Annotated in this window: 15 protein-coding genes and 4 pseudogenes; 7 read left to right on the top strand and 12 right to left on the bottom strand. The window is 61.8% G+C overall.

What is annotated here, in order from left to right; all coding sequences use genetic code 11:
* Positions 1-209: 209 nt before the first annotated feature.
* The 5 genes and pseudogenes from E5X34_RS29875 to E5X34_RS29855 all read right to left on the bottom strand — a co-directional run.
* Positions 210-3548 carry a Ulp1 family isopeptidase gene (locus tag E5X34_RS29875; RefSeq protein ID WP_245465049.1) on the bottom strand — a complete coding sequence of 1113 codons (3339 nt, stop codon included), beginning with the start codon at positions 3546-3548 and terminating at the stop codon, positions 210-212.
* An 833-nt stretch (positions 3549-4381) separates the two neighbouring features.
* Positions 4382-6688, bottom strand: coding sequence for a S9 family peptidase (locus tag E5X34_RS29870; RefSeq protein WP_063169235.1), 2307 nt, complete (start codon positions 6686-6688; stop codon positions 4382-4384).
* Between the two features lie 667 nt (positions 6689-7355).
* A pseudogene (locus tag E5X34_RS29865) lies at positions 7356-7587 on the bottom strand (IS5/IS1182 family transposase); the annotation flags it as partial.
* 86 nt (positions 7588-7673) lie between these two features.
* A pseudogene (gene fni / locus E5X34_RS29860) lies at positions 7674-8718 on the bottom strand (type 2 isopentenyl-diphosphate Delta-isomerase).
* A gap of 88 nt (positions 8719-8806) precedes the next feature.
* Positions 8807-9700 (bottom strand): annotated as a pseudogene (locus E5X34_RS29855) (hypothetical protein); the annotation flags it as partial.
* A 902-nt stretch (positions 9701-10602) separates the two neighbouring features.
* Between E5X34_RS29855 and E5X34_RS29850 the strand changes: the two are divergent.
* Genes E5X34_RS29850 through E5X34_RS29835 form a run of 4 tightly spaced genes read left to right on the top strand, consistent with a single transcriptional unit; the run spans position 10603 to position 13557 of the window.
* Complete coding sequence (locus E5X34_RS29850; RefSeq protein WP_024505654.1) at positions 10603-10899, top strand: DUF2604 domain-containing protein; 297 nt, start codon at positions 10603-10605, stop codon at positions 10897-10899.
* Positions 10892-11509, top strand: coding sequence for a putative metal-binding protein (locus tag E5X34_RS29845; RefSeq protein ID WP_024505653.1), 618 nt, complete (start codon positions 10892-10894; stop codon positions 11507-11509). The genes E5X34_RS29850 and E5X34_RS29845 overlap by 8 nt, the downstream gene beginning before the upstream one ends.
* Positions 11506-11994: a Mov34/MPN/PAD-1 family protein gene (locus E5X34_RS29840; protein WP_024505652.1), complete on the top strand. Its 489-nt coding sequence runs from the start codon at positions 11506-11508 to the stop codon at positions 11992-11994. Before E5X34_RS29845 ends, E5X34_RS29840 begins: the two co-directional genes overlap by 4 nt.
* 3 nt (positions 11995-11997) lie before the next feature.
* Positions 11998-13557: an E2 ligase fold family C protein gene (locus tag E5X34_RS29835; protein ID WP_024505651.1), complete on the top strand. Its 1560-nt coding sequence runs from the start codon at positions 11998-12000 to the stop codon at positions 13555-13557.
* Between the two features lie 206 nt (positions 13558-13763).
* Here the strand turns inward: E5X34_RS29835 and E5X34_RS29830 are convergent, their stop codons facing one another.
* From E5X34_RS29830 to E5X34_RS29800, 7 genes are all read right to left on the bottom strand, one after another.
* Positions 13764-16232: a S8 family peptidase gene (locus E5X34_RS29830; RefSeq protein ID WP_063169237.1), complete on the bottom strand. Its 2469-nt coding sequence runs from the start codon at positions 16230-16232 to the stop codon at positions 13764-13766.
* A gap of 17 nt (positions 16233-16249) precedes the next feature.
* Positions 16250-17236: an ATP-binding protein gene (locus tag E5X34_RS29825; protein WP_024505649.1), complete on the bottom strand. Its 987-nt coding sequence runs from the start codon at positions 17234-17236 to the stop codon at positions 16250-16252.
* A gap of 355 nt (positions 17237-17591) precedes the next feature.
* A complete protein-coding gene (gene rlxS / locus E5X34_RS29820; protein ID WP_024505648.1) occupies positions 17592-19562 on the bottom strand; it encodes a relaxase/mobilization nuclease RlxS in 1971 nt (656 codons plus the stop codon).
* Positions 19563-19740: 178 nt separating this feature from the next.
* Positions 19741-20424 (bottom strand): lytic transglycosylase domain-containing protein, encoded by a 684-nt coding sequence (locus E5X34_RS29815; protein ID WP_024505647.1) that lies wholly within the window; start codon positions 20422-20424, stop codon positions 19741-19743.
* Positions 20412-20960 (bottom strand): S26 family signal peptidase, encoded by a 549-nt coding sequence (locus E5X34_RS29810; RefSeq protein WP_024505646.1) that lies wholly within the window; start codon positions 20958-20960, stop codon positions 20412-20414. Before E5X34_RS29810 ends, E5X34_RS29815 begins: the two co-directional genes overlap by 13 nt.
* Positions 20957-21226, bottom strand: a complete 270-nt coding sequence (locus E5X34_RS29805; RefSeq protein WP_024505645.1) for a helix-turn-helix domain-containing protein — start codon at positions 21224-21226, stop codon at positions 20957-20959. Before E5X34_RS29805 ends, E5X34_RS29810 begins: the two co-directional genes overlap by 4 nt.
* A 181-nt stretch (positions 21227-21407) precedes the next feature.
* A complete protein-coding gene (locus E5X34_RS29800; protein WP_024505644.1) occupies positions 21408-21731 on the bottom strand; it encodes a DUF736 domain-containing protein in 324 nt (107 codons plus the stop codon).
* A 1010-nt stretch (positions 21732-22741) separates the two neighbouring features.
* Between E5X34_RS29800 and E5X34_RS29795 the strand changes: the two genes are divergently transcribed.
* From E5X34_RS29795 to groEL, 3 genes and pseudogenes are all read left to right on the top strand, one after another.
* Positions 22742-23089: a hypothetical protein gene (locus E5X34_RS29795; protein ID WP_063169239.1), complete on the top strand. Its 348-nt coding sequence runs from the start codon at positions 22742-22744 to the stop codon at positions 23087-23089.
* A 62-nt stretch (positions 23090-23151) separates the two neighbouring features.
* Positions 23152-23445 (top strand): annotated as a pseudogene (gene groES / locus E5X34_RS29790) (co-chaperone GroES); the annotation flags it as partial.
* A 65-nt stretch (positions 23446-23510) separates the two neighbouring features.
* The coding region (gene groEL / locus E5X34_RS29785) for a chaperonin GroEL (protein WP_292572446.1) at positions 23511-24339 on the top strand (829 nt) is incomplete at its 3' end.

Below are 24339 nucleotides of genomic sequence, written 5' to 3'. Positions count from 1 at the left end.
CGCTGAACAACGCGACCTAGCATCGCGCGGCGCAGCCGGGACAGGAATGTTCCTCACATACGATTTGGGAGCAATGAACGACTTCCTACGTATGCAGGTCGGTCAGCACGCGTGTTGCGCCTTCACGCGACACCATCCGCCACTCCATCCTTTCCATTCACCCTGAGGCCCGGCGCCGCCGACAGTTGCGTGACCGCTCCTCCGCAAAGTTATCTTCTGCGTTCAGGGAGCCACGGCGCCTGGGCTGGCTGATGAACACCGTCCGCTCGCGCATGTGGGGTCGAATTGATTTGTGCCCAAGTGGAGGCAGGCTCGTCTTCCAACAGTTGCCGCAGTTCCCCTGGCTCGAACGCCATCATCGGTGGGGAAGCGGGTTCATCCTCCAACAGCTGCCGCAGTTCCCCTGGCTCGAACGCCATCATTGGTGGGGAGGCAGGTTCGTCCTCCAACAGTTGCCGCAGTTCCCCTGGCTCGAACGCCATCATTGGTGGGGAGGCAGGCTCGTCTTCCAACAGTTGCCGCAGTTCCCCTGGCTCGAATGCCATCATCGGTGGGGAGGCGGGTTCATCCTCCAGCAGCTGCCGCGGCTCTTCCTCGTGCGGCAAGCGCCTCCTTAGCCGGTCTTGCAGCGCCTGCCGATCGGCAACGAGGTTGTCGAGGGGCAGCGGCTCGTGGTCTGGCCGCTGCCCTTTCACCAATCGTTCAACCAGCGCCCACGTGCCCTCCAGGACAAATACGCCGCAATCATAATGGTTCGTCTGTCTGGCCATGGGGGCTGGCGCCAAGGTGGCATTCAGCAGTCCTGCGAGCTGTTTTGCAGGCACGTCGTTATATCCCTCTCGCTGGAGGGAGTCGTAGTGATAGGCGAACCGCCTTTCCGGGTCGCGGCGATCAACGAGCAGCAGCGACCAATGGGTGCCGGGGCTAGTAGCCGTGCCATTATTCACTGGCAAGAACAGGAAGTCGGCTGTGGCGTTGTTTTGATTATAGATGGACTGCAATATGCCTCGAGCGTCTTGCGGCGACGTGTGTCGCAGTAGATGGGATACGGAAGGATCCACCAGCCGAGTCCGGGCAGCGAGCGCCGGATTGATCCCCTGCAGTTGCCCCTCCAGCAAATTGTAATCTCTCTGGATATGGGCGTCGCTCAGCCATTCGGCGGCGCCGAGCACCCGCCCCGTTGCAACGTTGGACGGGGCTGTCGGATCGAGCGCCCCGATCTGAGCCCCAGAGGAACTGGTAGTCAGTGTGGTCACATCAACCAGTGGAAGGCCGCGGTAGGTGCCTGGCAGCCTAGCGGTTGCTGGCGAGGCGGGTTGGGGAGCTCTTGCCGGTGCCGCTGGCCCAGCTTCAGCAGCGGCCCCAACGCGCCTGGTGACTGCGTCTGCCGGATGAGCAGAAAGGACAGTTTCGCGCCCGAGCACAATGCGCGGCAGGATATCCCGGAGGTGAGCCAATGCAGAACTGATACTTAGCCTATTACCATAGGAGACAGCCTTGAAGCTCTCAACATCTTTATCCAGCGATTTGTCGTGAATCCGAGCCGCAATCCCAAGCTTGTTATTTTGACGCAGGTACTGACTAAAATGTCTAAGAAAATTTGTATAGCCGCCCACGGTATCTGGATTCCGTCCGGTCGCAGGCGCTGCCAGGTACTCCTTGGTCGAAGCGGCTCTGTAATTTCTAATGAGCTCGGCATCGTCAGGATAGGGGATCACGACAGGGCGAGCCATAATCGGGGCTCCGCCTGTCGACTTCTTGAGGTAACGCAGTGCGCCAGCCACGGTGGAGGAACCACCCGTACTCTCGTACTCCTTGAGATCCTGATCCAGCGACGAATGGTAAAGCCGAGCAGCAAACCCTGGCTTGTTGTTTTGAAGGAGCCACCGACTAAAGCCGAAAAGAGAATTTACATTGTAAGTGACCGTGTTCGCTTTGGCCTTACCCGCGTGGAATGCTGCCCTCAGCCCTTCGATAGCGGTCGCATCGTTGGAATAGACAGGACGCTTGTCGGCACCGTCGGGGACTACAATTGGACGATCCGGCTGCACTGTCGAGGGCATCGACCCACCACCTCCGGGATGCGGTGCTGGGGTGGATTCGTGCTCATCCCTCTGCCTGACGAGCTGCGCCTCACATTCCGGTGTAGCCACCTCATGAGGATCCTGCATCGGTTCGATCCCCTCCATCTCCTGCTGCAACCAAGCCAAAGCTTGGCGAGCGGCCTGCGCGGCTTCATCAACCGCGGAGGATGTCTCCACACCTCTGGCGGACGCCGGCAGAGCCTGCTCCGCCCGCCGTCGAAAGAGCTCTGGCGAGGCGGATTTCTCCGCCCACAATCTGGGCTGCGTAGCGAGTCCCCGTCCAGATTTATGTGGCACCGCCTCGCTTGGCAGCGGGCTGCTCCTGTCCCGTGCAGCTACCAGCTCCTCCGGGGCGCCCTGGTCGCCGTGGCGCCAGTTCAAGTGAGGGACGGCCTCTCCAAAGTCGGGCGCTTGGTGTTGGTGCGCGGTTGGGGCGAGAGACAATGGTAGATCGGTGCCCTCCTTATAACCTACCGGCAGGAGCTCCTCTGGCCAATCGAATCCCTGCTGTGGTGCGGTATGCTGAGCAGCGTCGCCACGGGGACGAGCCTCCATGCTGACCGCGTTTTCCAGATGATTCCCGAGTATAACGCGCGGCGGGTTCTTGCGGAGATAAACCAGCGCAGATTCGATCGGAGCTCCACCATTAGAGGAGGCGGCCTTGTAGCTCTCAACATCTTTATCCAGCGATTTATCGTAAATGCGACCCGCAATTCCGAGCTTGTCATTTTGACGTAGGTAATGACTGAAATGGTTAAGAGCAGTTGCGTAGCCGCTCGCGGATCTGAAATGTCTGGTGAGCGCGGCGTCGTCAGGATGGGGGTTCAGGACAGCGCGACCCACAATCGGGCCGGCTCCGCCCATCGACTTCATCAATTGACGCAGTGCGCCAGCCACGGTGGAGGAACCACCCCTACTCTCGTACTCCTCGAGATCCTGGCTCAGCGACGGATGGTAAAGCCGAGCAGCAAGCCCTGGCTTGTTGTTTTGAAAGAGCCAACGACTAAAGCCGAAAAGAGAATTTGTGCTGCGAGTGACCGTGTCCGGCCTGGCTTTACCCGCAAGGAGTGCTGACTTCAGCCCTTCGATGGCGGTGGCATCGTTGGAATAAACAGGACGCTTGTCGGCACCGTCGGGGACCACAATTGGACGATCCGGCTGCACTGTCGAGGGCATCGACCCGTCGAGATGCGGTGCTGGGGTGTATTCGTGCTCGTCCCCCTGCATCACAAGTTGCGCCTCCCGTTCCGATGTACCCACCTGATCGGTGGGGAGTTGCATCATCACGCGAGCGCCTGAGTTGCCAACCTCACCTGGTTGCCGCTCAGTGACAGCATGCTGCAGATTGCTTTGGATCCTCTGCCTCTTCGTTGGTCTCAACTCACCTTTACCATGCGAGCCATTGACGAGGACCTCCTCGCCTAGCGCACCCATCAACTCGTCCGCCGCCTGCAGTTCGCCCAAGTGCTGCTCAAAACCGGCTTGGCCGGCCTGTCCGCTTGCTCGTGCGGTACGGCGTGCTGCACCTGCAGCCAAGCTGCCACGATGAATGTCTAGTTTGTACGGGTGCACGCTATCCTCACTTCCACAGATCACATGAGCAACCTACTCAGGCAAGCTTTCGAGAGGCTGACGAGGTCCGCCGCCGCGGAAGGCGAAGGCTGGTTTTCTGCTCAGCGGTTGACGGCCTCGCGTGTTGCGGCCGCGCCGGGTATCACGCCAATCAATCTGAATAGTCGATGCGTCAAACGAACCAGGATGGGATTTTCGTAGCGGGGCTGCTCTACTCACTCTTGTCCTGAGGGCAGAATTCAACCATATCGCCGAGCAACTGGATGCCGATTGGATACCCGATCCGGAAAGCTTCAGCTCATATGTGACGCGAGGATGAGAATCGTGGCAGCTCCAGACCGACGGGCTGCCACCCACAGCGGCGATGACCGACGAGGGTCTTCTATTGCCAAGGCAATCGTCCGTTCGGGGACCTATGTGTTCCAATGCTCGTCGAGCGGATCGGTGGGCCGCACCGCCGTAGCGTTACGGCGAGCGGAAGCGGCGTTGGGTGCGGCTTTTCCCCTGAACGCTTCACACCAGGCTGATAGGGGATCTTGCAATCGCACACACGCGGTCTGCAGGCGTGCCTATCAAGCAGTTTGCTCAGACCAACGTCGCGGCGAGCCGATCCTCAATACGCAGCGCAAGTCCTAGACTCCACGATCGTCCTTCGGTGCAGATTTGCTCGCGCCTCGCCCTGATTACAGCTGATAAGGCGAGCTAACAATTGCAAGAGCCACAAGCTATTCCAGCTCGATCGGTTTGGTGTTCCAGTCGGGCGGGGTCTGACCGAGAATGTTGCGAACGAAGAAGTCTAGGAGTTTGCGCTCGGTGTAGGTGCCTAGAGTATGGTGATTGGCACCAGGAACGTAGACCATGTCAAAATCTTTTCCTGCCTTGATGAGTCGATCGGCAAGCTGGAACGAGCAAAACGGATCGACATTATCATCCATTTCGCCGACCGCGATCATCAGCTTGCCCTGCAGCCTGTGAGCATTGTCAACGGCGGAGGATTGCGAATATTCAATGCCGACCGGCCACCCCATCCAAAGTTCGTTCCACCAGGTCTTGTCTATCCTGTTGTCGAAGCAGCCGTTTTTGGCGACGGCGACCTTGTAGAAATCGGGGTGAAAGAGCAGCGCGCTGACTGCACTCTGGCCGCCGGCGGATGCGCCAAAAATGCCGACGTTGGATATGTCGTACCATGGATATTGCGCGGCCGCCGCCTTGTGCCACAGAATGCGATCGGGAAATCCTGCGTCCTTCAGATTCTTCCAAGCAACATCATGGAAGGCGCGGGAGCGGTTGTTGGTGCCCATGCCGTCGATCTGAGCAACGACGAAGCCCAGCTGCGTGAGCGGCTCTGTCCACCGCGAGAAGGATTTTGGGACGAAGGAGCCGTGGGGTCCAGCATAGATATTCTCCACAACCGGGTATTTCTTCGTCGGGTCGAAGTTGGCTGGCAGGTGGAGCACGCCCCAGATGTCAGTTTTGCCGTCGCGCCCCTTGGAATGGAAACTGAGCGGCGGCTGCCAGCCTGCGGCGACGAGCTCAGAAATGTCGGCCGTCTCGATCTGCTGGAGCTTGGCATTGTCGCTGGCGCGGTAGAGTGCCATGCGCGGGGGCAGATCGATGCGTGACCAGAGATCGACATAATAGCGCCTGTCAGGCGAGAACTCGATATGGTGGTTGGCCGGTTCGGGCGTCAGTGCAGTCAGTCCCTTGCCGTCAAAGCCGATGCGGTAAGCATGGACCCAATAGGGGTCCTCCTGCGAGTTCATCCCGCTCGCCTCGAACCAGATCTGACGCTTGACCGGATCGACATGGTTGACCCTCCGGACGACCCACTCACCTCGCGTGATCTGGTTTTCGAGCGCGCCTGTCCGGCCGTTGAAAAGATACAAATGCTCATACCCGTCGCGCTCTGATGCCCAGATGATCTCCTTCCCGTCATCGACATCGTAACGGAAGATTTTTCCGGCATCCTCCTGGCCATGCCCCAGCGGCAAATAATCAACGAATGTCTCGCTGGTCTCATCGATCAGGGAGCGCCCGCGGCCCGAGGCGGCGTCTACCTCGACCAGGCGATAAAGCTGATGCCCGCGCTGGTTATATTCGAAAGTGAAGCCGCGGCTGTCCGCCCACCACCGGAGAGGGGAAAGTTCGAAGACGTTCGAGAAGAGGGCACCGTCAATCACGATCTGGCGCCGGCCGGCAATGTCGAACAGGACTGGCTGGGGCAGCGGAAGGACATCGCCCGGCCTGGGATAGAATTTTGTTGAATATTCCCGCTCCAACTGGTCCGTCGAAGAATTGAGGTAGCGGACCTCTCGCCTATAGCCGGGGCGAACAAGGTAAGCGGCGAGGTGGCGCGAGTCCGGCGACCAGCTCAGCGTCGAAAAGACGTAGCAATTGCCTTCGGCTCCGTCCCGGCTCAGAGGAACATCCTGCAATCCGTCCTCGCTGCGCAGGAAAACGTTGCAGTTCTTGATATAGGCGATCCATTTGCCGTCGGGCGACGCGTTGCTCTTGTCGGGGTTGTTCTCCGCTGGCGGCGTGTAGCGGTGGCTGAGCTCCCTACGGTCCCCTTTCCTTGCATCGAATGTGGTGCTGGTACAGTCATAGCTTGCAAGGTCGCAGCTCCACCGGGTGTCTTCAATCTGGAAGTCGAGCCTGCGACCATCCTCACTCAGTTCGAAACGGTCGAACGGAAGATTGCCGGCTTGATAGCTCTCATGGCTCACCTTGTTTAGCGCTGCCGCCAGACGCGCCTGATCGAAAGCGGGCCGCTTGAAACCCGTGGCAGCATCGACCTGCATGAACTGCTGCTCGCCGTGGCTAGTCCGGCGGTAGACGAAGGCTTCACCCCCGGTCAGCCAGAAAGGCATTTTGGGGACATTGACAGTGAGCCCGCCATATCGATCGTTGATCGTAAGTGCGCGCTTGAAATCGGCCGGCGCTAGCGTCGGGTGTAAACTTTTCGAACCCTTGGCCAGCGTCTGAGTTGCCGATCGCCATGCGGCGCGCGTCAAAGCGCCGATCCTGGACATACCTGTTCACTTCTTTCGGTTTTCGGAATGCTAATTTTGAAGTTGGGTTCTCGTCGCCGGTCTGCAGCAGCGCCGAAGCGTCGCCTTGGAGGAGAGCCAGCACGCGGGTGCAGCCAGGCACGCGCAACAGGGGCGCTCCTTGGACATCCAGGCACTGGTTCGGGTGCCGATTGAAGAGTTGGCGTCCGCCGCCGAAACAACCAGGAAAGAGCGTCCATGCAGCCCTGACGCGACTATTTCCCCGCGAGTATGGCCGCTTGCTTTTCTGCATCATCTGAAAGGTCCTGCTCTAGTCGGGCCGGATGTCACCCCGGCAGAAATCATTGTGCTATTTCGACAATCTCCGAGCGATTGCCGCCGGCCCATGACGAGGTTTACCGATAGGGCGCAATATGCGTGCCAAAGGAAAAGCGGTTTAAATACACGGCAATCCGCCTATGTCGCATCCCCAACATCGTCGCACACCGGACAATGCCGGACGAAATTGTCCCGGGGCGTCAAATTGGTTTGATGGTGACCCAAGGAGTTCTGGCTTTATCTGAGGCGTTCGGCCTTTTTCGAAAGCCGGACTCTTCGCGCGTTTCCGACGGCCCGAAGCGCCTGATCAAAGCTGACGGCATTCCCGGGTCTTGGCCTTGCCACAGCAGCACCTGCTGCATCAATTCCGACGGACGCTGTAGAACACCTGCAACACACGGCCCGCAGCAATTTCTCCGGCGCAACGCTGGGGCGACCGCCTTTGGCACTGCAGGCGTACATGCCGGAAAGGATGCCGTCTAGCCGCACCAGCGCTCCATTGATCATCAGCCGGTGCGGGCACCAGGATGACCGGCTGGAACGAAATCTTCCAACCGCTTCATCGTGAACAGCTGCTCCATGAACACATCGCTCCCGTCAATCGAGCCGTCTCGCCAGGGGGATCAATAGTCTGTCTTTGGCGTAGGTATTTCAGCAGCCTGCTGTTAGCGTGCGGACGACGCCGACATCAACCGGCGGACAAATGCGACGAGGGCAACAAGCGCGCCTGACGCAACGCCGCCAGATCAGCCGAGCCCGTGCAGAAGCAGGCGACGGCCAACTGGCGGATGACGATCTCGAAATGCGCGACAACGGCCCCGGTGGACACTGTCGCCGCGCCCAGCACGCTGGCCGCCTGCCCGGCGATGTCCGCGCCCAGGCGGATGGCCTTGGCCACGTCGACGCCATCGCGGATCCCGCCCGACGCGATCAGCTTCACCGTTGGCAGCGCCCGACGCACCGCCTGCACGCTGGTCAGGGTGGAATCCCCCAATCGGCGAATGACATCGCCACTGCACGGTCGGCGGCATTGCGGGCGCGCTCGCCCTCCACTGCGGCCCAACTGGTGCCGCCGGCGCCGGCGACATCGATTACCGCCACGCCCGCCTCGACGAGCGCACAGGCACCGAGGCGGACAGGCCCGCCCCCACTTCCTTGGCCACCATCGGCACGCCCACGATGCGCGCGGCGCCAGCGATCAGCGCCAGGACGCCGCGCCAGTTCGCGGTCGCCCTCCGGCTGTACCGCTTCCTGCAGCGGATTGAGATGGACGATGAGCCCATCGGCCTCCAGCGCGTCCACCGCGCGACGCGCCAGGTCCAGGCCGTCGGCCTCCCGCAGTTGCGCGGCGCCGATATTGGCCAGCAAGGGAATGTCTGGCGCCAGGCGGCGCAGCGCGCGCGTTAGCCCCTGGGAGTTGCGGGATTGCAGGCTCACACGCTGCGAACCGCACATGGCGATCCCCAAGGCTTGCGCTGCCTCGCTCAAATGCCGGTTGATGGCCTCGGCCCGTGGCATGCCGCCGGCCATAGAGCTGATCAGCAGCGGCGCGCGCATAGCCTTGCCCAGCAGCGAGGCGCGCAGGTCGATCTGCGTCAGGTCCAACTCGGGCAGTGCGCAGTGTTCGAGATGGATGTACTCCCAGCCAGCGGCCACCGTGGCCGGCGCCGTTCGCCGATCCAGCACGATGTCCAGATGTTCGTCCTTCCCCGGCTCAGGGCGGTGTCGCTCATGCTCGCTCCATCCGTAGCAGCGGGCGACGGCGTTGCGTCGGATCGAACCGACGGCAGCGCGCCCAAGCCGCCGCCTCCGGCGCGTCCAGGCCGACGCACGCTGGCCTCCCCCTGCAGCGTCGCTGCGATAGCGGCTGGTCGAAGTCTGGTAGTACTGCGCGCGGATCGCCGCCATCGCCTCGATCAACGGTCCCCACGGCGCGGGAAAGCATTCTTCCGCCATCACCCGGTGCAGCATGCGCGTATGGCCGGCCAACTCGTCGTTGAGGAACTCAACCACAGGCATAGCCGGATAGCGCTGCAGAAGCAGGATCGCCGCGTTATCGCCGGCCGACCTGTCCTTGTCGCGTCCATGCAGATCGTTCTGCAGGCGCCCTATCACTGAGATGAGCCGCAGGACCTGGCGAAACGCTGGACGCGCGCGCAAGGTCGCCATGTCCAGCCCCCACAGCAGCGACAGGCAACAGAACACGGTCCCGTAAGCGATCGAATCGATGCCGTTGTGCAGGTACTCGGCGTAAGACCAGCGTCGCGCCCCTGCCGCCTGCGCGTGTCCGGCGCGCAGCGCCGCGCAGTAGCACCGGGTATAGTCGAGAAGCCGAGCATAGTCGTGACGATCGTAAGCGAGCGCAGCCAGCGAAGCGCGCAGCTGAGCGCAGCCCTCGAATCCGGAGAGCACGCACGGTACGCCGTGCCCCAGCGCCTGCTCCAGGGCGGCGAGCTGCTCCGGCGCGATCAGGCCAACGTCGTTGCAATCGTCTAGCCAGAACAGCAGCGCCAGTTCGCGATAGAACGCCACGATCAGCGTTTCGTCCTGCGGATCGCGGCCGGTGCGGGCGCTGGTGTCGCGCAGGCTCGGGTGAATGCGTTGCAGGATATACTGGCCGCCCCTTACCGCTTCCTCAGCATGCTCATCCGCGAAACCGGTCAGGGCACGCCCCCACTCAAGCACCTGCTGCAGCGCGCGTTCGGTCTGGATCATGGCGCCGCCCCTGCTCCCTCGGCTACGACGCGCCGCCCACAACGAAGCGCCAGCCACAACCCGGCGAGACCGCATCTCCGCGCCATAACGGCGATCGCGAAGTTATCGATCCGATTGCCAGTTGCTGATGCAAGCTCTTGTGAACGGCCGTTAGGACCGGCCCGCAGCCTCGCCGGCAGTATCGAGCAATCCGCTTGCGCCGGCTCGCCATAGCAGGCGAGGACGGCAAGGTCGCCGGCGGCAAACGCACGCGAGCACATTGCAAGCGACATCCGCGAACGCGGCGCCGACTGGTCAGCCTCCGCCTCGGTGCCCGCATATGTCCGCGAGTCGAGCAGCGCCTTCGCCACGAAATGAGCAGAACGCCTTACGAGCATCGACCGCCGGCTGCTGCGCATGCGCGATGATGAGGCATGGTCTCGCAGCGGACCCGTTCCGACAGATGCTGCACCAGGGACGAGGCGACCTTATCCAACAAGGCACCACTTGCGCTGTTTGTGGAGACGAGCGTCGGCTGCATCCATGCGGCTGCTTGAGTGGTGAAGACTCTGAACGACGGTTCCTACGGCGCTGCCGGCGCAATCGGCTGCTTGGGGGACGCGTGACGCAGTCAAAGCTCCCCTTGCCAAGCACGGAGCAGGCGAGTGAGAGAGCAGATGAATAGGCGTGTCGCCAATATTTTTGCATTGCTCTAATCGATTATAGTTGTGAGGAGCAATTTGAGACCATTTACTTGCGGCTCAAGTCACCCATAAAAGAAGGCAAGCACCGATTCGGTAGCTTATCCCCTGTCTTTCGCGTACTCGCGGCCGTGGCGCCGGGTGAACGATTGAAGACCGCCGGTCTCACTCGCAGGTGGGCGCCAGGGCGTGGGGCGGTTGGCAAGCCACAGGAGTAGGACAATGTCGAAGGATTCGGGTAAGGGCGATAATCACGGCGGCGGACCGGGCAAGATCGAGATCACGGTGGTGGTGAACGGCCAGCCCACGCAGGTCGAAGCCAATCCCAACCAGCCGCTTCACGTCATTCGTACCAAAGCCCTTGAGAACACGCAGAATGTCGCCCAACCAGCCGAGAATTGGGAATTCAAGGATGAGGCCGGCAACTTGCTCGATGTCGACAAGAAGCTTGGCGACTTCGGTTTCCCGAATACTGTGACCCTGTTCCTCAGCCTGAAGGCGGGCGTCGCAGGTGCCTAAACACCAAAGTGTGGATCCGGAGGTCTCCCGAGCGAAGTTTGATCGGGAGATCGGCCGGTTCCGGCCATATGCTGATGTCTATCGGGCTCAGGGCTGCTTCTTGATCGAGGCGACCTTTCCGCGCGCTTTCTTCATTTTCGCCAGCCCCAAGTTAAAGCCACGGGTGGTCAGCGCAGCGAGCGAGGTCGACTTCACCGACTACGACTTAAGACCACCGTCCGTGGTCTTCGTCGATCCGTTTACGCGTCATCCGATTGCCCGGAAAGATCTATACCTGAAAATGCTTAGACGTCCGCCGCTGCCCGGAACGCCGCCGGAGATGATAGGAGCTCTCATCCAGCAGAACGCCGTGCCGCTGACGGACTTCATCCAGGCCAACAGTCCCGAGGACGAACCATTCCTGTGCATGGCGGGCGTCCGGGAATACCACGACAATCCAGCCCATTCAGGTGATCCATGGCTGCTTCATCGGGGTTCTGGCGAAGGCTGTTTGGCCTTCATCCTGGACAAGATCATCAAGTACGGAATCGTTCCTATAGAGCAGTTGCAGATTCAACTCCAACCGACAATCGTAGGAATGGTGGTATCCCCTCAGGCGATACAAGAATGACTGGTTTGAGAGATGTAACGATCGTGACTCTCCCGCGCGGCTGCATCTCGACCACGCATGGGCATCTGCGCTCAGTTGGTCGCGAGGGCAATGAGGGGATGGCGCTCTGGGTCGGCGTTCAGCAAGAGCGGCACTTTGCCGTAACAGAGACGGTTATCCCGGCGCAGCGTCACATTCGGACAAACGATGGCGTTTGCGTGATCGTTGCGGCCGAAGAACTGCACCGGCTCAATGTCTGGCTCTACAAAAGCGGCCTGAAACTCTTGGCCCAGATTCACAGCCATCCGGGCCGCGCCTACCATTCGACGACGGACGACGCTTATGCGGTTGCTACCACGGTTGGGTGTCTGTCGCTGGTAGTGCCGAATTTCGCCCGCGAGCCTTTCGATTTTGCTCGGGTCGCCGCCTATCGGCTTGACGAAAAGGCCAAATGGAATGCGCTCCCTCCCGCGGCACTGTCGCGAATGATCATGATATCGAGTTGAACAATGGCATTCGCTAACTTCATCGATCGCGCCGCCACGGCGGCATCTCAGGTCCTGGCCGATTTTCATCTGGGAGACTTCAAAGCAGCTCTTGAAAAGCAGGTCGTGGCAGTCGCCTTCGACCATCAGGCCGCTTCCTGCGCCGAAGGCCAGGCGACACTAGATCTTGCGGTGAGATTGCTCGCTAGGCTCTACCCGGTTCTGGCGATACTCCCGCTGGACAGCGCGGCGAGCTCTCAAGCCCAAGCGCTGGAGCGCTTGGCAAAGTCGATCAATCCAAAAGTCGGCATCCGGCGTTCCGGCAAGTCTGCCACCGTCTGCGTCGTTGCAGGGGTAACGCGCCCATCACTCCGGTGCCCGATCTTTTTCGTGGGATCGGACGGTTGGGCGGCAAAGCTGTCGCGTACGGACCCGGTGGGCTCTGGCCCAAGTCTGCTGCCTTATGGAGCTGGCGCCGCCAGTTGCTTCGGCGCCGCCAACGTCTTTCGAACTATCTTCGCTGCCCAGTTGACCGGCGCCGAGTTGGACGAAACCATCGACCTCTCGCTATGCAGCTACGACAAGACCAAAGCCGGAGAGCCTGGCCCGATCGACTTCCCAGTCGACCTTGGCGAAACCCACCTCGTTGGGCTCGGTGCGATAGGCCATGGCTCGCTTTGGGCGCTAGCGAGACAACCCGATCTCAAAGGTCGTCTGCATGTAATCGATCACGAAGCGATCGAACTCTCAAACCTGCAGCGCTACGCATTGGCTGGCCAGGCGGAGATTGGTATGTCCAAAGCGGTTCTTGCAGCCACCGCCCTTAGATCGACTGCCCTTGAGGTCGAGGCGCACCCTCTGACGTGGGCAGAATATGTTGCGCGCCGGGGCAATTGGGTCTTCGACCAAGTGGGTGTGGCGCTTGACACCGCCGCCGACCGTCTGGCTGTCCAAGGTGCACTGCCGCGATGGATCGCAAACGCTTGGACGCAGGAGCACGATCTCGGTATCTCCCGGCATGGTTTCGATGACGGCCAGGCTTGCCTTTGTTGCATGTACCTGCCATCCGGAAAATCCAAGGACGAGCACCAGCTGATTGCCGAGGAACTCGGAATACCGGAAGCACACGAGCAGGTGAAAACGCTCCTGCAGACCAATGCCGGAGTTCCCAACGACTTTGTAGTTCGCGTGGCTACAGCGATGGCTGTGCCGTTTGAACCGCTAGCCCCGTTTGTCGGCCAGCCCCTGCGCTCCTTTTATCAGCAGGCTATCTGCGGCGGTCTGGTGTTCCAGCTTAGCGAAGGAAGTCGCCGCGTTCGAACTGTGGTTCCGATGGCCTTTCAGTCGGTGCTTGCCGGGATTATGCTTGCCGCGGATTTGGTCAAACATAGTGCGGGGTTTCCCATGAGCCCGACGACGAGCACTCGGGTGAATCTTCTGCGCCCCCTTGGCTCTCACTTGCACGATCCGAAGGCCAAGGACTCCAGCGGCCGCTGCATCTGTAGCGACGACGATTTCATTGCCGCTTACAGGCGCAAATACGGCGAGCGCGTTGATCAGGTAAGCGATGTCTCGGCCGCCTAAACAGACGCGCACCTCTCCGTAGACGCAGGGGGCGCGGCTTGTGGGCGTGACCATGGGCGCCATTATCACACGCTTGGCCCGCTCCTTTGCCGGCCTATCGTCCTCCGCGCATGATCCCTGTTGCCGACGTGATGATCCAGCACCAGCCGCCATGGCACCAGAGGCTGGTCAAACCTCCGTTGTTGGCCGATTTGGACAGTGCTGCATCAGGTCTCGACCGACGTCTCGACAGTCAGGGCTGCTTCGACGGGTGTGAAGATGTCAACATCGACCCCAGGCGCCCGCATCGTCACAATCAGGGCGTACCGAGCCAGAGCGTCGACGCGTTCCAGGTAAGGCTTCTCCTTCCACCAGCCCCCGACCGGGAACACGCCGATCGCATCACGCTCGGCGAGATCGGCGGCGCTGCCCGACCAGAAATCGGCGTGCAACGAGCCGCGATCGCGGAAGGTGCCGAGCAGCCACTCTTCTCCGCCTCCAGCAGGCGCCCCTTCCTCCTCGTCCCGAGCGGCCTGATTGATGCGGGCTCGGAATTCGTCGACTGTCTCGGTCGCTGACTTTACTCTGAACCGAAGACCATGGGACGCGTAACGATGCCGGCGGGTCCATCCGCGTTCACCGGGGTTGGGTTCGATGAAATAGGACAGCGTGACGCGGAGCTCGACCTGGGCAGCGCCGAGCGCCGCGAGCTGCTCCTTCGGCCAAGGCAGGCGATGCAGCTTCATGTCACGCGTTTTGGCAGCCGCGCCGCCCTCGCGCTGGAAAGGCTGAAGCTCATCTTCAACGATAAGCGTGAGGTCGTTCACCGTTGACAGAAGCGCGCGCCCAAGATCTGGCACGCCGTAACCATAGCGCCGCACGAGCGCCTGGATCTCGCCCTTCGCTCCGTTGCACGCATCGATGCGTGCGCGCATCGCCGGAGTCCATTCGGCCGAGTGGACGATCAGGGCGCGAACCGTTTCAGGCCACAGCTCGGGGCGCGCTGATAGAATTAGTCCCGCCATCCGTGCGGCATGGGCCGTTGCCGCGCTCGTATCTCCGAGGGTGGTGAAGTGGCGCAGTTCGGGTCGATAGAAAGTGGTCAATATCTGCAGATCGTCGATCGGCTCGCCAGGCAACACACCGTCATGGGCGAGATTGCCGCCTTCGAAGACGACCTCGGGCTTCACCGGCCACTGCCTGTCCCAAACGACCGAAGTGCGACTGCGCGGCGAGAGCTCGCCGACCGGCGCGATCGGAGCGTAGCCCGCAAAGTCGGTGTCAATGATATCGACCTTTTCTGTGAAAGCGCCGACCGTCAGCGCATTCCAGGCCTGAGAAGGATCATCGACTGCTTCCAGATCGTTGCGCGTCAAATGCTCGGCCGGCATGAGGTCATCGCCGATGTTGCCGGCAGAGAGAACGATCAAGCGTCGCTGCTCCTCTTCGAAACAGAGTTGGTCGATAGCGGCAGACCACGATGTGGGCCTTCCACGCGCCGGACTGGCGCTTGTCACAGCCATTGCGATCGCGCGGCGGCGCTCCGGCGCCTGCACCTCGGCGCGGGCGATCGCTTCCGCGGTGATCGAGCCATAGAGTTCTGGATCGTTTGCCTCGTCTTCTGGCGGAAGGATACGGACACTCTCCAGCCGAAAGGGCAATGGAACTGGATCGCCTCCGACCAGGAGCGGGACCAGATCACCGTACAGGCCGACACCTGCCATTCGCGTCCCGTGGCCGCTCCACGCAGGTGTGTCGTCGCTGCCCCATGCCGGTTTGACGGTGTGCCAGTCTTCAACGGCAAGTGCGGGTTCGATCAACGGGTGGGTGCGACGTACGCCGCTGTCGAGAATGCAGACCGCAATATCGGATTGAGGCGGTCTGACGCGCCCGAGAAGCTCGTCGCTCCAGTCCCTTTGCTCCGCGCCGCCAAGGCCCATGAAGAAGGACGGCGTATCCTTCGCGCGCCGCAGCTCGGCGACGACATCGCTGTGCGCAATCATGCGGTCGAGCATTGCCGTGCTGGCGAGTGCCAGCATGACCACCCGCTCCGGAAACCTGACCGCATGCGTGCGCAAAGTGATGTTCAGGGCTTCGGCAATGTGCTCGAAGTTCTCGCGGCGACCGTCGCGCAGCCAGACTTCCCACCACACCTGCTCGTCAGCGGCCTGGGGGAAGAGGTCGTCGTGGTCGGTAAACAACGATCGTGCAGTCGCCAGCCTGACTGTCTCCATGCGGGAGACGAGCGGCTCGTTGCGCGGTCTGCCGCGGTCAGTGTCAACGTCTCGATACGCCTCGACTTTCCGCAAATAATAGGCTTGCGCGCTTTGCGGCAGGAACACCGACGCTGTGATGGGAGCACCGGGTTGAGTTGGCTCATGGACGGCGACCAGCTCCATGTGCTGGCGACGATCGGCCAACTGGTCGAGGGCCGCCCGTCCGGACATGGGCAGATCGATCTCGAGGTAAAAGCCAGGCGTGCCGACCGACAGCTGGGGGTCACGCGCCGCAATCTGCTGGCGTGCACTTTCGACCGCTTGTTCGATGGATTGCGTCAAGGCCGCAGCATGCGACGCCCGATCACGCGCCGGCAGCGGCGGTGCATGTATAAGTTGGTTGGGCCGCCGATAGGCTTCCCGAATGCCGTTGTTGCGAAGGTGGATATGGGCGCGGTCGCGCGGAAAATCGTCTGCCATTATGATCTGTGCTGTCGCTACTCAGACAGCGAAGCCTGCCGGCGTTCCTTCAGAGCGTCGATGAGCGCTTCCGAGGTGATCCGCTTCCCCCCCCGCAATATGATGGTTTTTGCAGCGTCGTCGGCCGCGCGGGTGATCTCGGCCTGCGACAGTCTCTCTGCCTGAGAGATCGCCTCGTTCCAGGCAAGCCCTCTGGTGTCGAAGCGGTCGAGTCGAGCCCGAAGCAGCGCCTCGATAATCGGCCGATCGGGCACGGCGTATTCGATGACATCGTCGAAACGGCGGAACAAAGCTCTGTCGAGCAGCTCGGGATGATTTGTTGCCGCAATAATCAGGCTGTGGCTGTCGTCTTGCTCGAGAAACTGCAGAAACGAATTCAGCACGCGCCGAATCTCGCCAACATCCTGGCGTTCGCCTCGACGCGCGCCGATGGCATCGAATTCGTCAAAGAAGTAGACGCCCCGCGTCGCCTGCATTGCATCAAAAACAAGCCGCAGCTTTCCGGCAGTCTCTCCCATGAACTTGGTGATCAAACCATCGAGGACGATCATGAAAAGGGGCAGATGAAGCTCCCCGGCCAATGCCGATGCGGTCATCGTCTTGCCTGATCCTGGCGGGCCGACCAGAAGCAGTTTGCGACGGGGAACAAGCCCGTGCTCGCGCAAGCTTGCTTGTTGGCGCTGCTCTCCCAGCACGCGGTGCAGGCGCGAGCGCAGACTGTCCGGCAAAATCATGTCCGTCAGTCGCAGGTCCGGATAGCGCACATGCAGGAGGCCTGCGAGTTCGCCCTTTGGCTGAAAAAGGGGAACCGGCCGACTGCTCTTGGCAATCCGGGCGTCCCTGCTCTTGGCTGCGTCGACCAGATCCTTGAGCTCCTGAGCAAGCTTGCCATGGCCTTGACGTGCCTCATGCGCAGCAAGCTGCATCGCGATAGAGAGGAAACGATCCTCGTCGCCGGCAATGTGGCTTTTAAGCAGCGTCACGATATGGCGGGCCGTGGTCATGGCTCTCTTCTGGGGTATCCGTTTACTTGGCGAAGCGCATGCAACCTAAACGCTTTCAACGGCGATTTGTAACGCGCAATGGTGTTTTTTCTCTTGTCGATGTTCGCCCGTGGCAACTTCAGCGGTGAACTGTTGCGCCGCGGTCATAGGCCAGCCGGAATAACGCCGGCCAGCAGACAACAGTCCGCATCTTCGAGCGCTCGAAGTCTGGCCACTCACGCAGCGTGTCGGGTCCGAACGCTCCAAAGCCGCCCCGCCTGGCAGGTCCATGCGACCGATTGCGGGCGTGCGGCCATAAGGTCTACGCGGGCTCGCATGGCTGCCCGCGCCGCTGGCTAAAAAGCTGTACACCATCTCACGAAACACCAGGTCCGCTCCTTTGCCGGCCGACGGTCCATGAAATCCCCTCCCCACTCACGACACCGGAGACCTCCTTGCCCACATGGCGCTCAAGCACCGGCCGCCATGGCACCAGCGTGAACTCGCGCGACTTTTCAACGACGGCATATTTTCCGCTGGCAAGCTCGACGGAGCGGCGGAGCGTACCCTCTACTCGTCCTCCGGATCGCGCTTCGGCATAGGGCAGGCCAAGTTCCTCCGACAGTTGGCCAGCAACACGGTTCAGTTCTCGCTGGCGCAGGATCGAAAGCATGTTGGCTCGATAGACGATCCCATCCTGTTCTTTATGCGCGAGGCCTTGCGCGATCAGCCACTGCCGCCGGCGAGCTTGCGCCTCTCTCACGTCGCGGCCGAAGCCGGATCCGTGCAAAGGCTCGGGTCTATCGGCAACCAGCTCCCGGTCGAGCCAGGTGGCGCCGTTGAAGCTGACCTGTCGCTCCAGCGCCATTGAGGAGAGCTTGTCGGCAACGACAGGCTCGGCCCTGGCCCGCTGGCCCTCATAATTCGCGACGCGATCGAGATGGTCCGGCGCGATGAGCCAGGTGCCGTTCGGCTCTCGCTCAACGCCGCCGGTCGCGCGGCGGATCGCCTCCAGCCGCCGCACATGCGTTCGCGCAAAGCTCTCGGTGGCGGATGGGTCATGCTTCAGGTGCATATCGACGTCGTAACGGCCGCCATGCGCGGCGGCGATTTCGGCGATGGTACGATCGACCTGCCTCGGCTCGGTGTTCCTTGGCGCGACACGCACGATGCAGCCATTAGGCATCGTTTCCATCGCCTCGCCTCTACCGATGTTGATCCAATGGCTCTTACCGTCGACGGCGTCGACGATCATGTAATGGCGGTCATTGATCTCGTCGGCCAGTCCACGCGCGACAACGCGACCGACGAGAGACTGGACGGGCTCGCCGGATCGATCGTGGATCACCCAGTCGGCGGCCCTGCGGGCAAGCCCCTTGCCGGTCAGTTCGCGGTGCATGGTCTTGATGATGTCGCCGCGTTCGCCGGTGCGGCGCAGCGTGGCTTCGAGCTCATCGTCGAGGCGCCAGGAGCCAGCGCCGACCTCCGCGGCCAGACCCATCCGCTCGAGCTTGCGCAGCCGTCCCTGGTGCAGCGTCTGGCGAATGGCGTCGGGACCGCCCGGCGAGACCAGGCCGTCATCATCACGCATGCTGAGCAGCCGACGGTCGATGCTGGTGAAGCGTTCCTGCTCCATTTCCCGGCGCAGGCGAAGCTCAATCTCGCGGTCGGTTCGCGGACCGAGATCGAGGCTGACCAGCTCGGCCGCCCGCTCGCGGATGCCAGATGAGATATATTCGCGCGCGATGACCAGGTTCTCGCCACGGTCGTCCCTGCCACGGACGATGATGTGGCTGTGCGGGTGGCCGGTGTTGAAATGATCGACCGCGACCCAGTCGAGCTTCGTGCCGAGGTCTTCCTGCATCTGCGCCATGAGCCGCCGCGTCAGCGCCTTGAGGTCGTCGTACTCGATGCCGTCTTCGGCAGCGACGATGAAGCGGAACTGATGGCGGTCGCCGTCCGCGCGATCGATGAACGCCTTGCCGTCGACGCGGCCGCTGTCGGCGCCGTAGAGCTCGCCAGGTTCACCTTCGCGGGTGACCCCGTCGCGCTGAAGATAGCGTAGATGGGCACGCGCCCCGTCCGCGCCCTTGCCGGCGAGCTTGACGACCCGCGCCTTGACGATCACCCGGCGCTGGCGGAAGGCGGCATACCGGTCGCGCGATTTCAGCAGTGCGGCGGCCGCCCCGCCGCGCCCTGTCCGGCTTCCTGTGAAGCGACCACCGCGTTGCGGCCGGCCGCCAGCCCGGTTGATCGCCGCACGAACCTGGCCGGCATAGCGTTTGCCGGCCTTCGAGCCGCGCGACCCGATTTTGCCGAGCTTCGGCCTGAACTCGTCATCCTTAATGCGAGCCTCCCAGACATATCAAGCAAAATCAGACACTTACACGTCAAACCCTCTTGGCACCGGCGGCAGCCTCCCGGAAAAACGATGTGCAGACAAAGATTTAACCGCCTCCTGGAGGCGGTACCTTTATCTTGCCTTCCGCGCCCAGCCCCGCCAGACGCGCCCCCGTCCGCCATGGCTAACGCACCGGCTCCTTCGGCTGCGCGCCGTCCTTGCCGAGCGGCACGAAGAGATCGCCGTTTCGCACGCCTGAGTGAACACCGTCATGAATGAAGAACAGCGACCGTCCGAGAGGAGCGATTTGCGCCTTTGGAGCGACAGATTGGCTTTCGAACGCCTCGATGTCGGCCGCCGAAACTCCGGCCGCCTTGAGTTGGTCGAGGTACTCGACGGTCTCTTCTGGCAGCGGTTTGCCACGCTTCAAATGCTCGTCGTAGCGCTCGGGACCGGCATTGTAGGCGCCAAACAGGCCAGGAAATCCGAAGCGGTCATACATGGCACTGAGATAGGCCGTGCCGGCCAGGATATTGTCGCGCGGATCGTGGGGGTTAGGCCCAAGGCCGTGTTCGACCCGCATCTCTTCATAGGTGCCGGGCATCACCTGCATGAGGCCCATGGCGCCAGCGGGGGAGGTGATGGGGCGGCCGCCGCGCATTGTCTTGCCGCCGCTTTCGGCAGCCATGACGGCATAGATCCAGGCTTGGGGAATATGGAAGCGCCGGCTTGCTTCCGATACCAACGTCTGCCACTTTCGCAGCTGCGGACTTTGGGAGATGGCGACCGGCTCAGCGCCGGTCGAGGCGGAACAGGCGCATGGCGCAATGGCGATCATGCCCAACAAGAGGAGGGTCACTCGGTCCATAGTGGTACGAGCCTCCCGATGACATTTTGAGTGGGAACAGGCCCGAAATAGCGGCTGTCGAAGGAGCGGTTTTTGTCGCTGCCGAGCAGGAAAACCTCGTTATCCCCGAGCGCTCGGCAGCCGTTCCACCATGGCAAAGGTCGGCCTTCGGCGTCGATTTTGAGCCGGCGCGCGACGATGTCGCCGCCGATGATGATGGCGTCATTGAAGGCGCAGACATTATCGTCCGGCAGCGCTGCAAGACGTTTTGCCAGCGGCACATTGCGAGGCAGATAGCTGCGCTCGGCGGCGAGATACGCCGCGTATTCAGGCGGGCGCACGAGCACGAGATCGCCACGCGCCAGCGCTCCCGCAGCGATGCGGTAAAGGCCGATCGGCGCGCTGGCCGAGGCGTTCCAGACCAGCCAAGGGGCGGGCTTTCCCAGCGCCGTGAAGCCCAAAAGACCGAGACCGGCCGCGGCCAAGGCGACCGTCTTACGGGCTCGAACACGCCTCAGGCGGCTGCCGATCAGATGGATGGAAGGGCGCCGCCTCATGAACGGCCTCCCGTGCCGCCCTGGCCGGAACCGGCCTTGCCATCGCCGGCGATGGAGTGCTGCGGGTGTCCTTTCGACCAATGGTCGAGTTCGTCGATGTGATAGCGGACATAGCGGCCGTGCTTGCGGAATTTCGGGCCGCCGCCCTTGAGCCGCATCTTTTCGAGCGTGCGCTGGGAGAGCCCGATATAGAAGGCGGCTTGGGCTGTGCTGAGAAACGGGCTGCCCTTTTTCGCGCGGGCCGCGCGTTCGTTTTCGTCGTCCATGATGATCCTCGTTTCGCTTCGGACAAGCGAGGGCGAGGATGGGCGAGGGAGATCGTCTCGGGGACGGGCGAAGAGTCGGGGGAGAGTTTTCGCCGCCCTTTAGGGCGGACGGGGTTTGGGTGGAACTCCTGGGAATGAGCCCCGCGCCGGGGCTGCGGCGCGAGGCTCTTATCTCGGCCGGTCAGTCGGCCGGGTTCCAGATGATGGCGTAGGTGTCGTGATCGTCCTGGCCGGCGGCTCGGCCGAGATTGGCGTAGAGCTTGCGCGGTCCGAACTCCGGCGCTGCAATCGACAGGCTCACATAATCCTTGCCGGAAGTCTCGCCGGTGCGGATCCAGCCAGCGCCGACTTCGACCCCTTGCGTAAGCACCCGGAAGTCGGGATGGTTATCGGCGCTCTTGGCCTGGTTGGGGACGATATCGATGTCGGCGCGGACGCTGAGCGTCTTGAACTGGCCCTTGTAGGCGCCGTTTTCCTGCTTGTTGACGTAACCGATCGCGGTCATTTCGAAGTCTCCTTTTGTGGTTTCGCCGGGGACCATCCCCTGCGATGGCGCACCGTAATGGGCGCGTCAGGACCGCCTGAATCCGACAGGGCCGCAGCGACAGTGAAGGACCCGAGCGGGCAGCTTTTTTGTGAGCGAAGCGGCGCGAGGAAGCCGCCGCAGGCGGCGGGGAAAAAAGCTGATGGCGCGAGGGTTTCGGGCGGCCGGACCCGCCCATAGGTCGACAAGCCAGCCGCAGGGATGGTCCTTGGAGAGAGCATGGAGACCGCTCGCCAAGTGCGGTCTGTCAGCCAAGCAGGACGCCGGGATGAAACGGCCTGCAAAGATGCTGCGCCCTTATGCCGGATCGAGATCGTGCCAGCGGGTCGGGCGCCAGAGCAGACATCCGGCATGGTGCGATCTATGAAAGCAGGGCTCGCCAGCGGGAATTTGATACGCGAGGGGGCCAAAGTAAGGCTGGATGAGAAGCCGGTGCTACCTGCAGGTCCAGTGTCATGTGGCGGCGCTCGGGAAACCGCTACGCAATGTAACGCGCTCTTATGAGGCGAACAGACCGGCCCCAAAACCGATCGACCGGTGGTCGGCGCGAAACGCGTCATGCCTGTCCGAAAGCTGACAGTGGCAGAAGACGCATGTCGGGTTCCGCACAATTGACCATGCTGGATTTGTGAGGTTTTCAGGGAGAGCCATGCGTTCACTTCCCAGTGAGCTTTGGCACGGCATTTGCTCTTGATGTGGCAACACGGATCGAAGGTTGACTGCATGCACAAGCGCGAGATGAGCAATGCTCTCCTTTCCTGGAGGCTTGGCAGCAGATTCGATTTGACGTTGCGAGGAGCTTCAGCCGCTCGCGGCGGAAGTGATCTCAAATCTGAAGGCACCGTTGGGGCCGCAGCCATCAAACACATCTTTCTCTTTTTCGCAGCTCGTCTTCAACGCGATGCGGACTTCTTCGCGTCGACGGCGGCCGAAGGTGGAGAAGGGGCTCGACTTGCAAAAAGGAGTTGTCAATGACGTCTTACGTTCGCACCAACAGCCCGGCGCAGGTGCGCTCACTGTCCACCTTTGGCAAGCATCTGCAAAGGAGCGTGCTGACGGCGACGCTGCTTGCCGCGGCTTCGACGGGAAGTGAAGCGCAGCCCTATGTTCGTGCTGACGGCAGCACGACTGACGACTTGGAAGCGGCGCGAGCAAGTTGGCGTCATGACGCCGAATTCAATGGAAATGTGGGGCTCGCAGCCATCAACGCGGATGCCGCGTATGCGTTGGGTTCCACCGGGGAGGGGGCCAGAGCTCCTCGCCTGCCCTCGTCCGTCTTGACGAGTGCCCGCTTACAGCCTACCTCACTATCGCGTTAGCACTCGTCCATCGCGAGTGCTAACAAAAACCCCTCAACAGCGCACCAGGGAAAAATCCGAAAATGGCAAAGTCGAAGTTCCGCCCGCTGCATGACCGCGTGGTCGTTCGCCGGGTCGAATCCGAATCCAAGACCGCTGGCGGGATCATCATCCCCGACACGGCAAAGGAAAAGCCGCAGGAAGGCGAGATCATCGCTGTCGGCTTCGGCGCTCGTGACGAAGCTGGCAAGCTGGTCCCGCTGGACGTCAAGGCCGGCGACCGCATCCTGTTCAGCAAGTGGTCGGGCACGGAAGTCAAGCTCAATGGCGAAGACCTTCTGATCATGAAGGAATCCGACATCATGGGCATCATCGGCTCATATCAGGCCCTTTCGTCAACTGAATTCCCGGGCTCGATTGAAGCCCCTGCCAGGAGCTAAAAATGGCTGCCAAAGACGTAAAATTCTCCCGCGATGCCCGCGAGCGCATGCTGCGCGGTGTCAACATCCTCGCTGACGCGGTGAAGGTCACGCTCGGCCCCAAGGGCCGCAACGTGGTCATCGACAAGTCGTTCGGCGCCCCGCGCATCACCAAGGACGGCGTCACCGTCGCCAAGGAAATCGAGCTTGAGGACAAGTTCGAAAACATGGGCGCGCAGATGGTCCGCGAAGTTGCTTCGAAGACCAACGACATCGCTGGCGACGGCACCACGACCGCGACCGTTCTGGCGCAGTCGATCGTCCAGGAAGGCCACAAGGCCGTTGCCGCCGGCATGAACCCGATGGACCTGAAGCGCGGCATCGACCTCGCGGTAACCGACGTCGTTGCGACCCTGATCAAGAACGCCAAGAAGATCAAGACCTCCGAAGAGGTTGCCCAGGTCGGCACCATCGCCGGCAACGGCGATGCTTCGGTCGGCAAGATGATCGCCGAAGCGATGCAGAAGGTCGGCAACGAAGGCGTCATCACGGTTGAGGAAGCCAAGACCGCCGAGACCGAACTCGAAGTCGTCGAAGGCATGCAGTTCGACCGCGGCTACCTCTCGCCCTACTTCGTCACCAACGCCGACAAGATGGTTGCCGAACTCGAGGACGTCTACATCCTCCTGCACGAGAAGAAGCTGTCCAACCTCCAGGCCATGCTGCCGGTTCTCGAAGCCGTCGTGCAGACCTCGAAGCCGCTGCTCATCATCTCGGAAGACGTCGAAGGCGAGGCTCTGGCCACGCTGGTCGTCAACAAGCTGCGTGGCGGCCTGAAGATCGCCGCCGTCA

The sequence above is a fragment of the Mesorhizobium sp. genome (genome assembly GCF_004963255.1).
Taxonomy (GTDB): domain Bacteria; phylum Pseudomonadota; class Alphaproteobacteria; order Rhizobiales; family Rhizobiaceae; genus Mesorhizobium.
This window is presented reverse-complemented; position numbering and strand designations above follow the sequence as displayed.